26 protein-coding genes are annotated in these 15,573 nt (G+C 67.6%); all 26 read right to left on the bottom strand.

The annotated features are described in order from the left end of the window. Positions 1-46: 46 nt before the first annotated feature. Positions 47-490, bottom strand: a complete 444-nt coding sequence (gene rplO / locus ACLQ29_RS03525; RefSeq protein ID WP_088950230.1) for a 50S ribosomal protein L15 — start codon at positions 488-490, stop codon at positions 47-49. Further along, on the bottom strand, positions 490-672 hold the full coding sequence (rpmD, locus tag ACLQ29_RS03520; RefSeq protein WP_007465262.1) for a 50S ribosomal protein L30: 183 nt from the start codon (positions 670-672) through the stop codon (positions 490-492). The genes rplO and rpmD overlap by 1 nt, the downstream gene beginning before the upstream one ends. Beyond that, the gene (rpsE, locus tag ACLQ29_RS03515) at positions 672-1,286 is read right to left on the bottom strand and encodes a 30S ribosomal protein S5 (protein WP_007465263.1); all 615 of its coding nucleotides are present in this window, start codon (positions 1,284-1,286) and stop codon (positions 672-674) included. The genes rpmD and rpsE overlap by 1 nt, the downstream gene beginning before the upstream one ends. A gap of 33 nt (positions 1,287-1,319) precedes the next feature. Beyond that, the gene (gene rplR, locus ACLQ29_RS03510; RefSeq protein ID WP_357080808.1) at positions 1,320-1,709 is read right to left on the bottom strand and encodes a 50S ribosomal protein L18; all 390 of its coding nucleotides are present in this window, start codon (positions 1,707-1,709) and stop codon (positions 1,320-1,322) included. Continuing rightward, a complete protein-coding gene (gene rplF, locus ACLQ29_RS03505) occupies positions 1,706-2,248 on the bottom strand; it encodes a 50S ribosomal protein L6 (RefSeq protein WP_266246314.1) in 543 nt (180 codons plus the stop codon). Before rplF ends, rplR begins: the two co-directional genes overlap by 4 nt. 16 nt (positions 2,249-2,264) lie before the next feature. Further along, the gene (gene rpsH / locus ACLQ29_RS03500; RefSeq protein WP_007465270.1) at positions 2,265-2,672 is read right to left on the bottom strand and encodes a 30S ribosomal protein S8; all 408 of its coding nucleotides are present in this window, start codon (positions 2,670-2,672) and stop codon (positions 2,265-2,267) included. Between the two features lie 116 nt (positions 2,673-2,788). Next, positions 2,789-2,974: a type Z 30S ribosomal protein S14 gene (locus ACLQ29_RS03495; RefSeq protein WP_007465272.1), complete on the bottom strand. Its 186-nt coding sequence runs from the start codon at positions 2,972-2,974 to the stop codon at positions 2,789-2,791. Between the two features lies 1 nt (position 2,975). After that, the gene (rplE, locus tag ACLQ29_RS03490; protein WP_110563094.1) at positions 2,976-3,542 is read right to left on the bottom strand and encodes a 50S ribosomal protein L5; all 567 of its coding nucleotides are present in this window, start codon (positions 3,540-3,542) and stop codon (positions 2,976-2,978) included. Further along, on the bottom strand, positions 3,542-3,862 hold the full coding sequence (gene rplX / locus ACLQ29_RS03485) for a 50S ribosomal protein L24 (RefSeq protein WP_172899047.1): 321 nt from the start codon (positions 3,860-3,862) through the stop codon (positions 3,542-3,544). The genes rplE and rplX overlap by 1 nt, the downstream gene beginning before the upstream one ends. Continuing rightward, positions 3,859-4,227, bottom strand: coding sequence for a 50S ribosomal protein L14 (gene rplN / locus ACLQ29_RS03480; RefSeq protein ID WP_007465279.1), 369 nt, complete (start codon positions 4,225-4,227; stop codon positions 3,859-3,861). The genes rplX and rplN overlap by 4 nt, the downstream gene beginning before the upstream one ends. 97 nt (positions 4,228-4,324) lie before the next feature. Continuing rightward, on the bottom strand, positions 4,325-4,603 hold the full coding sequence (rpsQ, locus tag ACLQ29_RS03475; protein WP_030489590.1) for a 30S ribosomal protein S17: 279 nt from the start codon (positions 4,601-4,603) through the stop codon (positions 4,325-4,327). Then, complete coding sequence (rpmC, locus tag ACLQ29_RS03470; RefSeq protein ID WP_007465283.1) at positions 4,600-4,836, bottom strand: 50S ribosomal protein L29; 237 nt, start codon at positions 4,834-4,836, stop codon at positions 4,600-4,602. The genes rpsQ and rpmC overlap by 4 nt, the downstream gene beginning before the upstream one ends. After that, entirely contained in the window at positions 4,836-5,261 is a 426-nt protein-coding gene (gene rplP, locus ACLQ29_RS03465) for a 50S ribosomal protein L16 (protein WP_053653940.1), read from the bottom strand. The genes rpmC and rplP overlap by 1 nt, the downstream gene beginning before the upstream one ends. 3 nt (positions 5,262-5,264) lie before the next feature. Next, a complete protein-coding gene (gene rpsC, locus ACLQ29_RS03460) occupies positions 5,265-6,134 on the bottom strand; it encodes a 30S ribosomal protein S3 (protein WP_007465294.1) in 870 nt (289 codons plus the stop codon). Further along, positions 6,134-6,592, bottom strand: a complete 459-nt coding sequence (gene rplV / locus ACLQ29_RS03455; RefSeq protein ID WP_007465297.1) for a 50S ribosomal protein L22 — start codon at positions 6,590-6,592, stop codon at positions 6,134-6,136. The genes rpsC and rplV overlap by 1 nt, the downstream gene beginning before the upstream one ends. A 41-nt stretch (positions 6,593-6,633) precedes the next feature. Next, positions 6,634-6,915: a 30S ribosomal protein S19 gene (rpsS, locus tag ACLQ29_RS03450; protein ID WP_007465299.1), complete on the bottom strand. Its 282-nt coding sequence runs from the start codon at positions 6,913-6,915 to the stop codon at positions 6,634-6,636. Between the two features lie 12 nt (positions 6,916-6,927). Beyond that, a complete protein-coding gene (gene rplB, locus ACLQ29_RS03445; protein WP_110563095.1) occupies positions 6,928-7,767 on the bottom strand; it encodes a 50S ribosomal protein L2 in 840 nt (279 codons plus the stop codon). A gap of 12 nt (positions 7,768-7,779) precedes the next feature. Further along, on the bottom strand, positions 7,780-8,082 hold the full coding sequence (gene rplW / locus ACLQ29_RS03440; protein WP_007465304.1) for a 50S ribosomal protein L23: 303 nt from the start codon (positions 8,080-8,082) through the stop codon (positions 7,780-7,782). After that, positions 8,079-8,729 (bottom strand): 50S ribosomal protein L4, encoded by a 651-nt coding sequence (gene rplD / locus ACLQ29_RS03435; RefSeq protein WP_110563096.1) that lies wholly within the window; start codon positions 8,727-8,729, stop codon positions 8,079-8,081. The genes rplW and rplD overlap by 4 nt, the downstream gene beginning before the upstream one ends. After that, positions 8,726-9,391: a 50S ribosomal protein L3 gene (rplC, locus tag ACLQ29_RS03430; RefSeq protein WP_184178725.1), complete on the bottom strand. Its 666-nt coding sequence runs from the start codon at positions 9,389-9,391 to the stop codon at positions 8,726-8,728. Before rplC ends, rplD begins: the two co-directional genes overlap by 4 nt. 11 nt (positions 9,392-9,402) lie before the next feature. Next, the gene (gene rpsJ / locus ACLQ29_RS03425; protein WP_007073037.1) at positions 9,403-9,711 is read right to left on the bottom strand and encodes a 30S ribosomal protein S10; all 309 of its coding nucleotides are present in this window, start codon (positions 9,709-9,711) and stop codon (positions 9,403-9,405) included. 349 nt (positions 9,712-10,060) lie between these two features. Then, positions 10,061-11,254 carry an elongation factor Tu gene (gene tuf / locus ACLQ29_RS03420; protein WP_393370254.1) on the bottom strand — a complete coding sequence of 398 codons (1,194 nt, stop codon included), beginning with the start codon at positions 11,252-11,254 and terminating at the stop codon, positions 10,061-10,063. 212 nt (positions 11,255-11,466) lie between these two features. Continuing rightward, a complete protein-coding gene (gene fusA / locus ACLQ29_RS03415) occupies positions 11,467-13,563 on the bottom strand; it encodes an elongation factor G (RefSeq protein WP_425770192.1) in 2,097 nt (698 codons plus the stop codon). 74 nt (positions 13,564-13,637) lie between these two features. Then, positions 13,638-14,108: a 30S ribosomal protein S7 gene (gene rpsG / locus ACLQ29_RS03410; RefSeq protein WP_030489583.1), complete on the bottom strand. Its 471-nt coding sequence runs from the start codon at positions 14,106-14,108 to the stop codon at positions 13,638-13,640. 1 nt (position 14,109) lies between these two features. Further along, complete coding sequence (gene rpsL / locus ACLQ29_RS03405) at positions 14,110-14,484, bottom strand: 30S ribosomal protein S12 (RefSeq protein WP_007465318.1); 375 nt, start codon at positions 14,482-14,484, stop codon at positions 14,110-14,112. Between the two features lie 510 nt (positions 14,485-14,994). After that, a complete protein-coding gene (locus tag ACLQ29_RS03400; protein ID WP_425770747.1) occupies positions 14,995-15,375 on the bottom strand; it encodes a hypothetical protein in 381 nt (126 codons plus the stop codon). Positions 15,376-15,573: the final 198 nt, after the last annotated feature.

The following is a 15,573-nucleotide window of genomic DNA, read 5'->3' as shown; positions in this document are numbered from 1 at the left end:
GCCCGCCAGTTGCTCACAACTGGGCGGGCGCCATGGGCGGTACGCCTTACAGCTCGGTGGCGGAGCCACCGGCGGCGGCGATCTTCTCCTTGGCCGACGCACTGAACGCGTGCGCAGACACCTGGAGCGCCACTCCGCCGAGGTCCCCGGTGCCGAGGACCTTGACCGGGTGACCCTTGCGGACCGCGCCGGACTCGACGAGCTCCAGCGGGCCGACCTGACCACCGTTCGGGAACAGCTCAGCGAGTCGGTCCAGGTTGACCACCTGGAAGACGACCTTGAACTTGTTCTTGAAGCCCTTCATCTTCGGCAGGCGCATGTGGATGGGCATCTGCCCACCCTCGAACGCCGCCGAGATGTTCTTCCGGGCCTTGGAACCCTTGGTACCGCGACCAGCGGTCTTGCCCTTGGAACCCTCACCGCGACCCACACGGGTCTTCGCGGTCTTGGAACCGGGCGCCGGGCGCAGGTGATGCACCTTGATCGTCATTACTCGACCTCCTCGACCTTCACGAGGTGGCTCACAGTGAAGATCATGCCGCGGATCTCGGGCCGGTCCTCCTTGACCACCACGTCGTTGATCCGCTTGAGACCGAGCGAACGCAGCGACTCACGCTGGTTGTGCTTGGTCCCGATACCGGACCGGAGCTGGGTGACCTTCAGACGTGCCATCAGCGCGCCACCCCCGCACGCGACGCCAGCATGGCGGCCGGCGCGACGTCCTCCACCGGCAGACCACGACGCGCCGCGACCTGCTCGGGGGACTCAAGCCCCTTCAGGGCCGCCACGGTGGCGTGCACGATGTTGATCGGGTTCGACGAGCCGAGGCTCTTCGAGAGCACGTCGTGGATCCCGGCGCACTCCAGCACGGCGCGCACCGGACCACCGGCGATGACACCCGTACCGGCCGAGGCCGGCTTGAGCAGCACGACGCCAGCGGCGTCCTCACCCGTCACCGGGTGCGGGATCGACTGACCGATCCGCGGGACCTTGAAGAAGTGCTTCTTGGCCTCCTCGACACCCTTGGCGATGGCCGCGGGCACCTCCTTGGCCTTTCCGTAGCCCACGCCGACCGTGCCGTCGCCGTCGCCCACGATCACCAGGGCGGTGAAGCTGAAGCGACGACCACCCTTCACGACCTTGGCGACGCGGTTGATCGCGACGACCCGCTCAAGGTGCGGGGTCTTCTCGACGGGCGCGTTTCCGCGGCCGCCCTCACGGCGGTTGTCGCGGCGACCACCCTCGTTGCCACCGGACCCGCCGCCACGGCGCTGTTGACCTGGCATCAGCAGCCTTCCTTATCTCTCGTGACGGGGTTGTTAGAACTCGAGCCCGGCTTCGCGGGCGGCGTCGGCAAGCGCGGCGACTCGCCCCGCGTACCGGTTACCGCCGCGGTCGAAGACGACCTTGGAGACGCCGGCGGCCTTGGCCCGCTCGGCGAGCAGTGCGCCCACCTTGCCGGCGAGGGCGCTCTTGTCGCCCTCCGTACCGCGCAGCGAGGCGTCCAGGGTCGACGCCGACGCCAGGGTGTGGCCCTTGGTGTCGTCGACGATCTGGGCGACCATGTGCCGCAGCGAACGGGTGACGACCAGGCGCGGACGCTCGGACGTACCGCTGACGTTCTTGCGGACGCGGAAGTGTCGACGCGCACGCCCAACGGCGCGCTTGGCGGCGACACCGCGGCGGCGCTTGAGCAGCGTGGCGCTCACTTCTTACCTGCCTTTCCGGCCTTGCGGCGGATGACCTCGCCCTGGTACTTGACGCCCTTGCCCTTGTACGGCTCCGGCGGGCGGATCTTCCGGATGTTGGCGGCGACCTCACCGACCTGCTGCTTGTCGATGCCAGCCACGTGGAACAGGGTCGGCCGCTCCACCGTGAAGGTGATGCCCGCCGGGGCGGGAACGACCACCGGGTGCGAGAACCCGAGCGCGAACTCGAGGTCCGAGCCCTTGGCGGTGACCCGGTAACCGGTGCCGGCGATCTCCAGGCTCTTGCGGTAGCCCTCGGTGACCCCGACGATCATGTTGGCAACCAGCGTACGGCTCAGGCCGTGGAGCTCCTTGGCCTTGCGCTCGTCGTTCGGCCGGTTGACGTTGAGCTGCCCATCCTCGGCCCGCTCGACCGTGATCGGCTCGGCGAGGGTGTGCTCAAGCTGGCCCTTGGGGCCCTTGACCTTGACGGTCTGCCCGTCGATCGTGATGTCGACGCCGGCCGGTACCGGGATCGACTTACGTCCAATTCGCGACATTTCTACCAGTCTCCCGTTACCAGACGAAGGCGAGGACTTCCCCGCCAACACTCCGCTTGCGGGCCTGCCGGTCGGTCAGCAGCCCCTGGGACGTCGAAATGATCGCCACGCCCAGCCCACCGAGCACCCGCGGGAGCCCGTCCGACTTGGCGTACACCCGGAGACCGGGCTTGGACACGCGCTTGATGCCGGCCAGGCTCCGCTCGCGGTTCTGGCCGTACTTCAGCTCGACGACCAGTCGCTTGCCGACGGCACCCTCCTCGGGCTCCTCGACCGACCAGGTGGCGATGTAACCCTCGGCCTTCAGGACCTCGGCGATGTTCGCCTTGATCTTGGAGTAGGGCATCTTCACCTGATCGTGGTACGCCTGGTTGGCGTTACGCAGACGCGTGAGCATGTCTGCGATCGGGTCGGTCATCGTCATGGATTTCGTCAGCCTTTCTCGCCGGGGTTCCCGGGGCATCAGCCCCGGGCCTACGGCGAAGAGCAATACCTAATCGGTGCAGGAGTTCCCGGCCGACGGCCGGGACGCGGTCGCCCTTACCAGGAAGCCTTGGACACGCCCGGCAGCTCACCGCGGTGAGCCATCTCCCGGATGCAGACCCGGCAGAGCCCGAACTTGCGGTAGACCGCCTTCGGACGCCCGCACCGCTGGCAGCGGGTGTACGCGCGAACCGAGAACTTCGGCTTCGCGGCCGCCTTGATGATCAGCGCCTTCTTGGCCATCTCAGTTCTCCTTGAACGGGAAGCCCAGGAGCTTGAGCAGCGCCCGGCCCTCGTCGTCGGTCGTGGCGGTCGTGACCACCGTGATGTCCATGCCCCGCTGGCGATCGATCCGGTCCTGGTCGATCTCGTGGAACACCGACTGCTCGGTCAGACCGAACGTGTAGTTGCCGTGCCCGTCCAGCTTGCGCCCGTCCAGACCGCGGAAGTCGCGGATACGCGGCAGCGAGATGGACAGCAGCCGGTCCAGGAACTCCCACATCCGGTCGCCGCGAAGGGTCACCTTCGCACCGATCGGCATGCCCTCACGCAGCTTGAACTGCGCGATGGACTTGGTCGCCCGCCGCACCTGCGGCTTCTGGCCGGTGATCGTGGCGAGGTCGCGGACCGCGCCGTCGATCAGCTTGGCGTCGCGAGCAGCCTCGCCGACACCCATGTTGACGACGATCTTGACCAGCCGCGGCACCTGCATGGGGTTGCCGTAGCTGCGCTGCTCGCGCAGCTGGGCCACGATCTCGTTGCGGTACCGCTCCTTGAGGCGCGGCAGGGTCTTTTCGGTAGCCGTGGTCATCACAGGTCCTTACCGGTGCTACGCGCGATGCGGACCTTCTGGCCGTTGTCGTCGATCCGGTAACCGACGCGGGTCGGCTTGCCGTCGGAGTCCAGGACCTGCACGTTCGAGACGTGGATCGGGGCCTCCTGAGTGACGATGCCGCCGGTCTTGGCGCCACGCTGGGTGGTGCTGATGCGGGTGTGCTTCTTGACCCGGTTCACGCCCTCGACCAGGACCTTGTCCTGCCGCGGGTAGGCCTGAATGACCTTGCCCTTGGCACCCTTGTCCTTGCCGGCGATGACGACGACCGTGTCGCCCTTCTTGACCTTCACGGTCACAACACCTCCGGCGCGAGGGAAATAATCTTCATGAACCGCTTGTCCCGCAGCTCCCGGCCCACCGGGCCGAAGATGCGGGTACCACGCGGGTCCCCGCCGTCCTTGATGATGACGGCGGCGTTCTCGTCGAAGCGGATGTACGAGCCGTCCGGCCGACGCCTCTCCTTGGCCGTGCGAACGACGACCGCCTTGACGACGTCGCCCTTCTTCACACCGGCACCCGGGATGGCGTCCTTGACCGTGGCCACGATGACGTCGCCGATGCTCGCGTAGCGCCGACCCGAGCCACCGAGAACCCGGATGCACAGGATCTCCCGGGCACCCGTGTTGTCGGCGACGCGCAGTCGCGACTCCTGCTGAATCACGTCTATCTCCTATGTCTGCCGGTTCTCCGGCCGCCGTAGCGGCCGGAGCCTGGCGGAACCTACGCCCGACGCAACGCCGGGCGAGCTCGAGCCTTCGCTACTTGGCCTTTTCCAGGATCTCCACGATCCGCCAACGCTTGGTGGCGCTCAGCGGCCGGGTCTCCATGATGAGAACCCGGTCACCGGTGCCAGCGGCGTTCTGCTCGTCGTGCACCTTCAGCTTGGCCGTACGGCGCATGATCTTGCCGTACAGCGCGTGCCGAACCCGGTCCTCGACCTCGACGACGACGGTCTTGTCCATCTTGTCGCTGATCACCAGGCCCTCGCGGACCTTGCGGCGCGACCGCGCGGCGGCGGTGGCGGTCTCTTCGGTCATGATGCAGTCACCTCAGTCGGCGCGGCCGAGAGCCCCAGCTCGCGCTCACGCATGATCGTGTAGATCCGGGCGATCTCCCGACGGATGACCTGCAACCGCCGGTTGTTGTCCAGCTGCCCGGTTGCGGCCTGCACGCGGAGGTTGAACAGCTCCGCCTTGGCCTCCCGCAGCTTCGTGACCAGCTCCTCTTCGGAGAGCTCACGCAGCTCGGTCGCCTTAACGCCCGCTGCCATCAGGATTCACCCACTTCGCGCGTAACAATGCGGCACTTCATCGGGAGCTTGTGGATCGCGCGACGCATGGCCTCTCGCGCGGTCTGCTCGTTGGGGAAGGACATCTCGAAGAGAACCCGCCCCGGCTTGACGTTGGCGACCCACCACTCGGGCGAACCCTTACCGGAACCCATCCGGGTCTCGGCAGGCTTCTTGGTGAGGGCCTGGTCCGGGAAGATCGTGATCCAGACCTTGCCACCACGCTTGATGTGGCGAGTCATCGCGATACGTGCCGACTCGATCTGCCGGTTCGTCACGTACGCCGGCTCGAGAGCCTGGATCCCGAACTCGCCGAACACCACCCGGTTACCACCCTTGGACGCGCCACTGCGGTCCGGGTGGTGCGGCTTGCGGAAGCCCTTCGGGGGCTTGCGCGGCATCAGCATCTGTCAGCCCTCCTGCTGCGTTTCTGCCGGAGCAGCCGCGGCGGCGACAGCTGCGCTGTCCACCGGCTCGCCGCTCGGCGTCTCGGCCTGCTGCGCGATGGTGGTCGCAGCAGCCCGCCCGGCCTCGGTGCCACCGGCCGTGGTGCCGGACGAACCCGACCGACCACGACGCGGACGCTCGGGACGGTCGCCACGCTCACCACGACGCGGGCGGGACGGACCGGCCTCGGCCGGAGCCTCCCGGCCCGGGACGGCGTCGCCCTTGTAGATCCAGACCTTCACACCGATCCGACCGAACGTGGTACGGGCCTCGAAGAAGCCGTACTCGATGTTGGCCCGCAGCGTGTGCAGCGGAACCCGGCCCTCACGGTAGAACTCGGTCCGGCTCATCTCGGCGCCGCCGAGGCGGCCCGAGACCTGAACCCGGATGCCCTTGCAGACCGGGTTCTTCATCGCCGACTGCATGGCCTTGCGCATCGCCCGACGGAAGCTGACCCGGCTGGACAACTGCTCGGCCACGCCCTGCGCGACCAGCTGAGCGTCCGACTCGGGGTTCTTCACCTCGATGATGTTCAGCTGAACCTGCTTGCCGGTGAGCTTCTCGAGCTCGCCGCGGATCCGGTCGGCCTCCGCACCCTTACGGCCGATGACAATGCCCGGCCGGGCGGTGTGGATGTCGACCCGGACCCGGTCGCGGGTGCGCTCGATGTCGACCTTGGAGATGCCGGCACGCTCGAGGCCCTTGGACATCATCCGGCGAATCTTGACATCTTCGCCGATGTAGTCCTTGTAGAGCTTGTCCGCGAACCAGCGGGACTTCCAGTCGGTCGAGATGCCGAGCCGGAACCCAGTGGGGTGAACCTTCTGACCCATTACTCGGCGTCCTCCGTCTTGCTCTGCGCTTCGGCCGGTGCGGCCTCCGTGGCCGGGGCGGCCTTCTTCGCCGCGGCCTTCCTCGGCGCTGCCGGCGCGACCGCTTCGACCGCCACAGTGATGTGGCAGGTGCGCTTGCGGATTCGGTACGCCCGACCCTGCGCCCGCGGCTGGAACCGCTTCATCGTCGGGCCCTCGTCCACGAAGGCCTCGCTGACGAGCAGCGCGTCGGGGTCCAGCCGCTCGTTGTTCTCCGCGTTGGCGATCGCGCTAGCGAGCACCTTGTACACCTGCTCGCTCGCAGCCTGCGGCGCGAACTGCAGCACCGTGAGCGCCTCCTTCGCGGGCAGGCCGCGGACGAGGTTGACCACCCGGCGCGCCTTCATCGGCGAGATGCGCACGTGCCGCGCAACCGCCCGCGCGCCCGGAAGCACCGGAGCGTCGCCCTTTCCTGGCATCGCTGTAACCCCTTGTTCCCTCTATCCGTATGCCCGCGGCGTCAGCGCCGACGGCTCTTCCGGTCGTCCTTCTCGTGACCCTTGAAAGTGCGGGTCAGCGCGAACTCGCCGAGCTTGTGCCCGACCATCGCCTCGGTCACGAACACCGGGACGTGCTTGCGTCCGTCATGAACGGCGATCGTGTGCCCCAGCATCTCGGGGATGATCGTCGAACGCCGCGACCAGGTCTTGATCACGTTCTTGGAGCCCTTGTCGTTCTGAACTTCCACCTTCTTGAGCAGGTGGTCGTCGACGAACGGGCCCTTCTTCAGGCTGCGAGGCATGTCTTATCTCCCTCAGCCGCGCTTACGCGTGGCGTAGCGACGGCGGACGATCAGCCGGTCACTCGGCTGGCCCTTACGGCGGGTGCGGCCCTCGGGCTTACCCTGCGGGTTGACCGGGTGGCGACCACCGGAGGTCTTACCCTCACCACCACCGTGCGGGTGGTCGACCGGGTTCATGGCGACACCACGGACGGTCGGGCGCTTGCCCTTCCACCGCATCCGGCCGGCCTTGCCCCAGTTGATGTTCGACTGGTCGGCGTTGCCGATCTCGCCGACGCTGGCGCGGCAGCGGACGTCCACCCGCCGGATCTCGCCGGACGGCATACGAAGGGTCGCGTACGCGCCCTCGCGGCCGAGCAGCTGGATACCGACACCGGCGGACCGGGCCAACTTGGCCCCGCCACCCGGACGCAGCTCCACGTTGTGGATCGTGGTACCGACCGGGATGTTGCGCAGCGGCAGGTTGTTGCCGGGCTTGATGTCGGCGCCCGGACCGGACTCGACGCGGTCGCCCTGCTTCAGGTCCTTCGGCGCGATGATGTACCGCTTCTCGCCGTCGGCGTAGTGCAGCAGCGCGATGCGCGCCGTGCGGTTCGGGTCGTACTCGATGTGAGCGACCTTCGCCGGCACGCCGTCCTTGTCGACCCGCTTGAAGTCGATCAGACGGTACTGGCGCTTGTGACCGCCGCCGTGGTGCCGCGTGGTGATCCGGCCGTGGGCGTTACGCCCGCCCTTCTTCGGCAGCGGAACCAGCAGCGACTTCTCCGGCGTGGACCGGGTGATCTCGGCGAAGTCAGCGACACTCGAGCCACGTCGGCCCGGCGTCGTCGGCTTGTACTTACGGATAGCCATTGTCTACACCCCTCAGCTGACCGGGCCGCCGAAGGCCTCGATGCGGTCACCGTCAGCCAGCTTCACGATCGCCCGCTTGGTCGCCTTGCGCTGACCGAAGCCGGTCTTGGTGCGCTTGCGCTTACCCTGGCGGTTGAGCGTGTTGACCGTCAGGACGCGGACGTTGAAGATCTGCTGGATAGCGATCTTGATCTCGGTCTTGTTCGCGTCCGGGTGCACCAGGAAGGTGTACCAGTTCCGGTTCAGCTCGCTGTAGCTCTTCTCCGAGACGACCGGCGCCACGATGATGTCGCGCGGGTCGGCGATCGTGCTCACTTGCCACCCTCCTCGGTGGTCTCGGCGGGCACGCCCAGGAACTCGTCCAGGGCGTCCTTGGTGAAGACCACGTCGTCGGCCACCAGCACGTCGTACGTGTTCAGCTGGCCGGACTCGATCAGGTGCACGCGCGGCTCGTTGCGCAGCGACACCCAGTTCAGCTCGTCGGTGCTGCTCAGCACGACCAGGACCCGACGGGCCTCGGTGAGCTTGGTCAGCGTGGCCAGGGCCGCCTTGGTCGACGGCTTCTCGCCCGAGACGAACGCCTCGACGACGTGCACCTGCCCGGCGCGGGCCCGGTCGGAGAGGGCACCCCGCAGAGCGGCGGCCTTCATCTTCTTCGGGGTCCGCTGGCTGTAGTCGCGCGGCACGGGACCGTGCACGACGCCACCGCCGGCGAACTGCGGCGCGCGGATCGAGCCCTGCCGGGCGCGACCGGTGCCCTTCTGCTTGTACGGCTTCTTGCCGCCACCAGCAACCTCGGCGCGGGTCTTGGTCTTGTGCGTGCCCTGTCGGGCCGCCGCGAGCTGGGCCACCACGACCTGGTGCATCAGCGCGACGTTGGCCTGCACGTCGAAGATGTCCGCCGGCAGCTCGACGGAGCTGCTGGTGGTGCCTTCGACGGTGCGCACGTCAACGGTGGTCACTTGGCCGCACCGCCCTTCTTCACCTTGATCTTGGCCGCGGTACGGACCAGAACCAGCGCGCCCTTGGGGCCAGGAATGGCACCCCGGACGAGCAGGAGGTTGTTCTCGGTGTCGACCGCCTGGACGGTCAGGTTCTGCACGGTGTAGCGAACGCCACCCATCCGGCCGGCCATCCGGGTGCCCTTGAAGACACGACCCGGGGTGGCGCAGGCACCGATGGAACCGGGCGAGCGGTGCTTGCGCTCGACACCGTGGCTGCTGCCCAGACCGTGGAAGCCGTGCCGCTTCATCGCGCCGGCGAAGCCCTTGCCCTTGGTCTTGCCGGTGACGTCGATGGTGACGCCGGCCGGGAACTCCTCGACAGTGACTTCCTGGCCGAGCGAGTATTCCCCCGCGTCCGTGGTGCGCAGCTCGACGATGTGCCGGCGCGGCGCCACGTCCGCCTTGGCGTAGTGCCCGCTGATCGGCTTCTTGACCTTGCGCGGGTCGATGGTGCCGTAGGCCAGCTGGACCGCGGAGTAACCGTCCTTCTCGGCGCTACGAACCTGGCTGATGACGCACGGGCCGGCCTCGACCACGGTCACGGGAACAACGCGGTTGTTGTCCCAGACCTGGGTCATGCCGAGCTTGGCGCCCAGGATCCCCTTGACTTGCCTGTCCATTTGTCCGGTCCCTACAGCTTGATCTCGATGTCGACGCCAGCCGGCAGGTCGAGGCGCATGAGCGAGTCGACCGTCTTCGGGGTCGGGTCGATGATGTCGATCAGCCGCTTGTGCGTGCGCATCTCGAAGTGCTCGCGCGAGTCCTTGTACTTGTGCGGCGAGCGGATAACGCAGAAACGGTTGATCTCCGTGGGCAGCGGCACCGGGCCCGCGACCTGCGCCCCGGTGCGCGTCACCGTCTCGACGATCTTCCGAGCCGAGGAGTCGACGACCTCGTGGTCATAGGCCTTGAGCCGGATGCGGATCTTCTGTCCCGCCATGGTGGCTTCTGTTCCTTCTCTCGATGCCGCTGTGTTGCGGGCGCCTGTGCCGGCTGGCACAGGCCCACTTCGCCGACCCCCGCGGTCGGGCGTGTCGCGCCCTCGGGCCGGGCTCCGCCCCGTGGTTCCGGAGTGGTGCTGACCGCGCGGTGGGTCAAGGCGCCGATCGCATTACCGCGACCTGAACGCCGTGCGAGGGTGGTTGGCGACTGGGCCGCCAACCACCCTACGCTCGACTGCCTCGCCACCCGGAGGTTCAGCAAAGCCGAACACAGGCGACGAACTGTCGTTACGCAACCTGACTAGTATGCCGCACGACTGGCGGCGGGTCTAATCGGGGTTACCTAGTTCACTTGATGATCTTGGTGACGAACCCGGCGCCGACGGTACGGCCACCCTCGCGGATCGCGAACTTGAGGTTCTCCTCCATGGCGATGGGCTGGATCAGCTTCACCGACATGGACGTGTTGTCACCCGGCATGACCATCTCGGTGCCCTCGGGGAGGGTGACGACACCGGTGACGTCCGTGGTCCGGAAGTAGAACTGCGGACGGTAGTTCTGGAAGAACGGGGTGTGCCGGCCGCCCTCCTCCTTGGAGAGGATGTAGACCGTCGCCTCGAACTCCGTGTGCGGGGTGTTCGAGCCCGGCTTCACGACGACCATGCCGCGCTCGACCTCGTCGCGCTTGGTGCCACGCAGCAGCAGGCCGACGTTCTCGCCTGCGCGGGCGTCGTCCAGGGTCTTCCGGAACATCTCGATCGCGGTGACCTTGGTCTTGAAGCTCTTCTCCTTGATACCGACGAGCTCAACATCCTCGTTCGGCAGGAGAACGCCGCGCTCCACGCGACCGGTGACGACGGTGCCACGACCGGTGATCGTGAAGACGTCCTCAACCGGCATCAGGAACGGCATGTCGACCTCGCGCTCCGGCTGCGGGATCGAGGTGTCGACAGCGGTCATCAGGTCCAGCAGCTTGCCGGTCCACTCGGGGTCACCCTCGAGGGCCTTCAGCGCCGAAACCCGAACGACCGGCAGGTCGTCACCCGGGTACTCCTGCGAGGAGAGCAGCTCACGGACCTCGAGCTCGACGAGCTCCAGGAGCTCCTCGTCATCGACCATGTCGCTCTTGTTGAGCGCCACGACGATGTACGGCACACCAACCTGACGGGCCAGCAGCACGTGCTCGCGGGTCTGCGGCATCGGGCCGTCGGTCGCCGCGACCACCAGGATCGCGCCGTCCATCTGCGCGGCACCGGTGATCATGTTCTTGATGTAGTCGGCGTGCCCAGGGCAGTCGACGTGCGCGTAGTGCCGCGACTCGGTCTGGTACTCGACGTGCGCGATCGAGATCGTGATGCCGCGGGCCTTCTCCTCCGGCGCCTTGTCGATCTCGTCGAACGGCGTGTAGGGGTTCAGGTCCGGGTACTGGTCGTGCAGGACCTTGGTGATGGCCGCCGTCAGCGTCGTCTTACCGTGGTCGATGTGACCAATGGTGCCGATGTTGACGTGCGGCTTAGTCCGCTCGAACTTAGCCTTCGCCACTGGTGTCCTCCTGTGGACTTCTTGGTTCGTACGCCCGGCGCGCCGGTCGGCGCTTAGGACTCTGTCGACAGCCTTTCCGACCAGACGGTCGGAGAGCCTTTGTGGGTTCTGCGGCGATGAAGCCTACAGGCCCGGTCTCACGCGATCCGATCGTGGTGGCCGCGGGCGGGTTGAACCTCCCGCGACCAACCACGAATCACCTGCTCAGGGCGTTACTCGCCCGTTGCCTTGGCGATGATCTCCTTTGCGACGCTCTGCGGAACCTCGGCGTAGGAGTCGAACTGCATGCTGTAGCTAGCCCGGCCCTGGGTCTTCGACCGCAGGTCGCCGACGTAGCCGAACATCTCCGACAACGGCACCAGAGCCTTGACGATGCGGGCGCCACTGCGCTCCTCCATCGCCTGGATGATGCCACGGCGGGAGTTGAGGTCACCGATGACGTCACCCATGTTCTCCTCAGGAGTGGTGACTTCAACGGCCATCATCGGCTCGAGCAACGCGGGATCGGCCTTGCGGGCCGCATCCTTCATCACCATCGAGCCGGCGATCTTGAATGCCATTTCCGACGAGTCGACCTCGTGGTACTGGCCGTCCAGCAGCGTCAGCTTGACACCGACGAGCGGGAAGCCCGCCAGGATGCCGTACTGCAGCGCGTCCTGCGCACCGGCGTCCACCGACGGGATGAACTCCCGGGGGATCCGGCCGCCGCTGACGGCGTTCGCGAACTCGTAGGTCGGCGAGTCGTTGTCCAGCGGCAGCGGCTCGACGCTCACGATCACGCGGGCGTACTGGCCGGAACCACCGGTCTGCTTCTTGTGGGTGTACTCGACCTTGTCCACCTTGCGGCGGATGGTCTCGCGGTACGCCACCTGCGGCTTGCCGACGTTGGCCTCGACGTTGAACTCGCGGCGCATCCGGTCGACCAGGATGTCCAGGTGCAGCTCACCCATGCCGGAGATGACCGTCTGACCGGTCTCCTCGTCCAGCTGGACGCGGAAGGTCGGGTCCTCCTCGGCCAGGCGCTGGATCGCGGTGCCCAGCTTCTCCTGGTCGGACTTGGTCTTCGGCTCGATCGCCACCGAGATGACCGGCTCCGGGAAGGTCATCGACTCCAGGATCACCGGGTTCGCCGGGTCGGAGAGAGTGTCGCCGGTCGTGGTCTGCTTGAGACCCTGGACGGCGATGATGTCGCCGGCCTGCGCCGACGGACGCTCTTCCCGCTTGTTGGCGTGCATCTGGTAGATCTTGCCGATCCGCTCCTTGCGGTCCTTGGTGGAGTTGACCACCTGGGAACCGGAATCGAGCGTGCCGGAGTAGACCCGCACGTAGGTGAGCTTGCCCAGGTGCTTGTCCGTCTGGATCTTGAAGGCCAGGCCGGAGAAGGGCTCCGAGTTGGACGGCTTCCGAAGCAGCGGGGTCTCGCCGTCGGTGGCCGTACCCTCGATCGCCGGAACGTCCAGCGGCGACGGCAGGAAGTCGACCACGGCGTCGAGCATGGGCTGGACGCCCTTGTTCTTGAACGCCGAGCCGCACAGCACCGGGTTGGCCTTGCCGGCGATGGTGGAGCGCCGGATGGCGGCCTTGATCTCCTCGACGGGGATCTCTTCGCCTTCCAGGTACTTCTCCATCACCGCGTCGTCGACGTCGGCCAGGGTCTCCATCAGCTTCTCGCGCCACTCGGCCGCGGAGTCGGCCAGCTCGGCCGGGATCTCCTCAACCGCGTAGTCCTCACCCTTCTGGGTCTCCCCGCGCCAGGTGAGCGCGCGCATGCCGATCAGGTCGACGACACCGATGTGGTCACCCTCGAGCCCGATCGGGATCTGGAGCACCAGCGGGGTGGCGTTCAGCCGGTCGATCATCATCTGCACGCAGCGGAAGAAGTCGGCGCCGGTCCGGTCGAGCTTGTTGACGAAGCACATCCGCGGGACGTTGTACTTGTCGGCCTGCCGCCAGACGTTCTCCGTCTGCGGCTCCACGCCGGCGACACCGTCGTAAACCGCGACCGCACCATCCAGGACCCGCAGCGACCGCTCGACCTCGACCGTGAAGTCGACGTGACCGGGCGTGTCGATGATCTGGATCGTGTGGTCTTTCCACTCACACTTGGTAGCAGCGGAGGTGATGGTGATACCACGCTCCTGCTCCTGCTCCATCCAGTCCATGACGGCAGCGCCCTCGTGAACCTCACCGATCTTGTACGTGATGCCGGTGTAGAACAGGATTCGCTCGGTGGTCGTGGTCTTACCGGCATCGATGTGCGCCATGATGCCGATGTTGCGTACCTTGGCGAGCGCGTCTGCGGCGGCCACTTCAATCCCTACTTATCGTCGTCTCGACTCAACTGGTGGCGGTTCCGGCGCCCGGAGGCGCCGGAACCAGGGTGTTACCAGCGGTAGTGCGCGAAGGCCTTGTTCGACTCGGCCATCTTGTGCGTGTCCTCGCGCCGCTTGACGGCGGCACCGAGGCCGTTGCTCGCGTCCAGCAGCTCGTTCATGAGCCGCTCGACCATGGTCTTCTCGCGCCGGGCGCGAGAGTAGGTGACCAGCCAGCGCAGGCCCAGGGTGGTCGCCCGGGTCGGGCGGACCTCGACCGGCACCTGGTAGGTGGCGCCACCGACACGACGGCTGCGCACCTCGAGGGTCGGCTTGACGTTGTCCATCGCCCGCTTGAGGGTGACGACCGGGTCGGTGCCGGACTTCTCGCGGCAGCCCTCGAGGGCCGCGTACACGATGGTCTCGGCGAGCTGGCGCTTGCCGCGCAGCAGGATCTTGTTCACCAGCTGGGTGACCAGCGGCGAGTTGTACACCGGGTCAGCGACCAGTGGCCGCCGCGGAGCGGGTCCCTTACGCGGCATGTCAGCTCTTCTCCTTCTTCGCGCCGTAACGGCTGCGCGCCTGCTTGCGGTTACGGACACCCTGGGTGTCGAGCGAACCGCGAACGATCTTGTAACGCACGCCGGGGAGGTCCTTCACCCGGCCACCGCGCACGAGCACGATCGAGTGCTCCTGGAGGTTGTGACCGACGCCGGGGATGTAGGCGGTCACCTCGATCTGGCTGCTGAGCTTCACGCGAGCGACCTTGCGCAGCGCCGAGTTCGGCTTCTTCGGGGTGGTGGTGTACACGCGGGTGCACACGCCGCGCCGCTGAGGGGAACCCTTCAGCGCCGGGGTCTTGGTCTTGGTCGTCTTCGCCTGGCGGCCCTTTCGGACCAGCTGCTGGATCGTGGGCACCGGGTTTCTCCGCTCCCTTCGGCCGCTTTCGCGACCGCGCCGTCTGCTCGTTAGCCGGCCTGATGACCGGCTCTCCTACATTCCGACCAGGGCCACCTCACGGAAGCCCCGGCACCCGCGGTCGGGCGTGTCGCCTTTCCGCAGCCCCGTTGGGGACGCTTGCGCGTGCCATCGGGTTTTGTGTCACCGGCACGCGAGTCGCCCCGCCCCGGATCTTTGGTCTGTCGTGCCCGCCGTCCGGAAGCCGGAAACAGCGCACGCACGAGTTGCCCGGGCATGCCCGGGCACAAGGGGAAAGAGTACCTACCACAACCGCCCAGGTCAAAACGGAAGGGCCCGGCGACTGTCACACACCCGCCGGCCGAATCTCGTCCTGCCCCGTCGCCCGCGATGGGCACCTACCGACACAAGTGTACCGGCTTCCCCGCGGGACCACCCGTCGGCCCCGGGCCGGGGCGGCGGCAGGCGCGGGGAGAGCGGGTCTGGTGCCGGAGCGGACGGTGACCAGCCTCAGGTGAGGGCGAGCAGCAGCGCCACGCCGAGGCCCAGGAGGCTGATCAGGGCCCCCGCCGCGCCACAGCTGATTCCGGCCACCGCGAGCCCTCGGCCCGTGAACCGGACCGCGGGGGGCGCGACGGGCCGGCGAATCTGCCGCCGGCCGAGCAGCCCGGTGACGACCGCCGCCACGCCGGCCAGCACCCCGAGCGCGGCGAAAGCCCCGGAGGCCCAGGCCCCGCCCTCGTTGGCGAAGGCCACCCCGAAGCAGATCACCAGCAACGACACCAGGATCGACGCGATCCCGGCCACCAGGGCCCCGATGGCCAGCCCCGACGTGACCGGGGCCACCTCCAGGTGCACGACCCCGAACGGGGTGCCCGGCACCGCCTCCACCCGTTTCGGCGGCCGATGCTCGGCGTCGCCGGGTGGCGGAACCGGACGGCCCGCCATCCCCGCCCAGGCGGGCGCGTGACCGGACGACGGCGGACCCCAACCCGGCGGCACACCAGGCCCAGACGACGGCGGACCCCAACCCGGCGGCACACCAGGCCCAGACGACGGCGGACCCCAACCCGGCGGCACACCAGGCCC

The sequence above is a fragment of the Micromonospora sp. DT228 genome (genome assembly GCF_049841595.1).
GTDB lineage: Bacteria > Actinomycetota > Actinomycetes > Mycobacteriales > Micromonosporaceae > Micromonospora.
The sequence above is the reverse complement of the archived record's forward strand: the minus strand, read 5'-3'. Positions and strand labels throughout refer to the sequence as shown.